Annotated in this window: 2 protein-coding genes; one reads left to right on the top strand and one right to left on the bottom strand. The window is 70.5% G+C overall.

Going from position 1 to position 2,845, the window contains the following annotated elements:
- Positions 1–526 precede the first annotated feature (526 nt).
- Entirely contained in the window at positions 527–1,795 is a 1,269-nt protein-coding gene (gene tyrS, locus HOQ23_RS20445; RefSeq protein WP_172217479.1) for a tyrosine--tRNA ligase, read from the bottom strand.
- Between the two features lie 136 nt (positions 1,796–1,931).
- On the opposite strand from tyrS, the gene HOQ23_RS20440 reads away from it, so the two are divergent.
- Positions 1,932–2,845: serine/threonine-protein kinase (locus HOQ23_RS20440; protein WP_172217477.1), on the top strand; the 914-nt coding region annotated here is incomplete at its 3' end.

Here is a 2,845-nt window from a genome sequence, read left to right as displayed (position 1 = left end):
ACCAAGGCAAAGCCAAGATCATGTCGACGGGGCATAACAAACTAATTCGTCGACTATATGACACACTGTTGAGTTCTCAAGGATCAGACACACCCGATAGTCGGCCTCTCGGCCTCCCCCTCGGGGCGTGCACTACTTTACCTCGGACTTTCCCGCCTTGCAAACCGGCCCATTTCCCGTTTCCCACACCCAATAATTCAAGGCCTGGAAAAGCTGGAAAACATTCTCGGCTATTCGGCGAGTTTCTCCGTGGAGAATCTTGCCTCACAACCGCCGGTCAAGCAATTCGGGGTTTTAGCCCCTCCCCCGCCCGAGCGCAGGCCACCGCACGCGGCGCCATGACACAGTCACGAACGAGACGGCCACCCACACCAGCAAGCCACCAGCCCTAGACCGGACCGGCACCCCGCTGCACTGGGCAACGACGAGAAGATTACGTGCCGGGGCCTCGGGCACACAACTCGGGGCGGCGTGACGCCGCCCACCACGGCCAGCGGCGTCTGCGCCACCGGGCCGACCGGCTGGGTCAGCGGACCTCGACGCCGGCGAACTTCTTCTTACCCCGGCGCAGCACGAGCCATGCGCCGTCGATCAGATCGGTTCGCGCGGGCACGGCCTCGGCGTCCTCGACCCTCACGTTGTTCAGGTAGGCCCCGCCCTCGGTGATGGTGCGCCGCGCCTCGCCCCGGCTTTTCGCGAGCCCGGTGTCGACGAGCAGGTCCACCACGCTCGGGAGCTCAGCGCCGTCGACGGTGATCGACCCGGCCTCACGCAGCGCGGCACCCAGGGTCTCGCCCCCCAGCCCGGAGAGGTCTCCCCCACCGAACAGGGCCGCCGAGGCCGCCTTGATCCGCGCGGTCTCCTCCGCCCCGTGCACCAGGGTGGTCACCTGCTCGGCCAGCGCCTTCTGCGCCGCACGGAGGAACGGCTTCTCCCGGTGGGTCTCCTCCAGCGCCTCGATCTCCTCGCGGGACAGGAAGGTGAAGGCCTTGAGCAGCTCCACCACCTTCTCGTCCTCGACGTTCAGCCAGAACTGGAAGAAGGCGTACGGCGACATCATCTGCGGGTCCAACCAGAGGGCACCGCCCTCGGTCTTGCCGTACTTGGTGCCGTCGGCCTTGGTGATCAGCGGCGTGGCGAAGGCGTGTGCCCGTCCGCCCTCGGCGCGCCGGATCAGCTCGACCCCGCTGGTGAGGTTGCCCCACTGGTCCGAGCCGCCGAACTGCAGCGTGACGCCGTGGTCGCGGAAGAGGTTGAGGAAGTCCATCGACTGGAGCAGCACGTAGCTGAACTCCGTGTAGCTGATGCCGTCCTCGAGGCGCCGCTTCACCACGTCACGGGCGAGCATCCGGTTCACCGGGAAGTGCTTGCCGACGTCGCGCAGGAAGTCGATGGTCGAAAGGCTCGCGGTCCAGTCGTAGTTGTTGACCATCGTCGCGGCGTTCTCGCCGGTGAAGGCGAGGAAGGGCTCGATCTGTCCGCGGACCCGGCGTACCCAGTCGTTGACGGTGTCGAGGGAGTTCAGGGTGCGCTCGCCGGAGTCGCGCGGGTCACCGATCAGACCGGTCGCGCCGCCCACCAGGACGAAGGGCGTGTGCCCGGCGCGCTGGAGGCGCATCGCGGTGACGATCTGCAGCAGGTTGCCCATGTGCAGGCTCGGGGCGGTGGGGTCGAAGCCCACGTAGTACCGCACGCTCCCCTCGGCCAGCGCCGCGCGCAGGGCGTCGAGGTCCGTCGAGTGCGCGACGAGGCCGCGCCACTCGAGGTCGTCCAGGAGGGTGGGGTCGATGGGCACAGGAGGCCTTTCCGGGTCGTCGTTGCTCGGGTCAAGCCTGCCTCATGGCCCAGGTGACCAGCCAGCCGGGCGCGCACCCACACGACGTCTACAGTGGCCCGACGGGCCCGGACGGACTCGGTGGGAAGGACAGCTGGTGATCGCAGGCAGGTACTCGCTCGTGCGCGAGATCGGCCGAGGGGGCATGGGAGCCGTGTGGCTCGGCCGCGACGAGGTGCTCGGACGCGAGGTCGCCCTCAAGCGGATCGGACCGGCTGCCGGCCACGACGACCCGGACGTCTCCCTCGAGCGCGCCGGCCGCGAGGCGCGGCTCGCCGCGCGCCTCAACCACCCGCACGTCGTGGCGGTCTTCGACCTGCTGCGCGAGGGCGAGGACCAGTGGCTGGTGATGGAGCACGTCGCCGGCTCGACCCTCGCCGACCTGGTGCGCTCCGCCGGGTCGCTGTCCCCCGACCAGGCCGCCACTCTTCTCAGCCAGGCCGCGGACGCGCTCGCCGCCGCCCACGAGGCCGGGATCGTGCACCGCGACGTGAAGCCCTCCAACATCCTGGTGACGCCGGACGGCGAGGTGAAGCTCACCGACTTCGGCATCGCCCGTGGCGGCACCGACCTGACGCTGACCCGGACCGGCCTGGTGACCGGCTCGCCGGCCTACCTCGCCCCCGAGGTCGCCTCCGGGCAGCCCGCCAGCGAGGCCAGCGACGTCTGGTCCCTGGGGGCCACGCTCTTCCACGCCCTCGCCGGGCACCCGCCGTACGACGTGGGCGAGAACCTGCTCGGCGCGCTCTACCGGATCGTGCACGAGGAGCCGCCGCGGGTCTCGGACCCGGGCTGGCTCGGTCCGCTCCTGCACGCCACGATGGCCACCGACCCCGCACGGCGCTGGTCGATGCCGCAGGTCCGCGACTTCCTGGCCGCCGGGCCCGACGCTCCCGTTCCCGCCCCGCCGACCCGCTCGGCGCCGGCACCGAGCGGCCGCGGCCGCTCCACCCGGGCGGTGCCGCGCGTGGCCGCCGCTGCGCCGGCCGCCGCCTCGGCCGGGTCGCGACG

It is taken from the genome of Nocardioides sp. zg-DK7169, from assembly GCF_013155365.1.
Classification (GTDB): Bacteria; Actinomycetota; Actinomycetes; order Propionibacteriales; family Nocardioidaceae; genus Nocardioides.
Note: the sequence above shows the minus strand (reverse complement) of the source record. Positions and strands in the feature narration are given on the sequence as shown.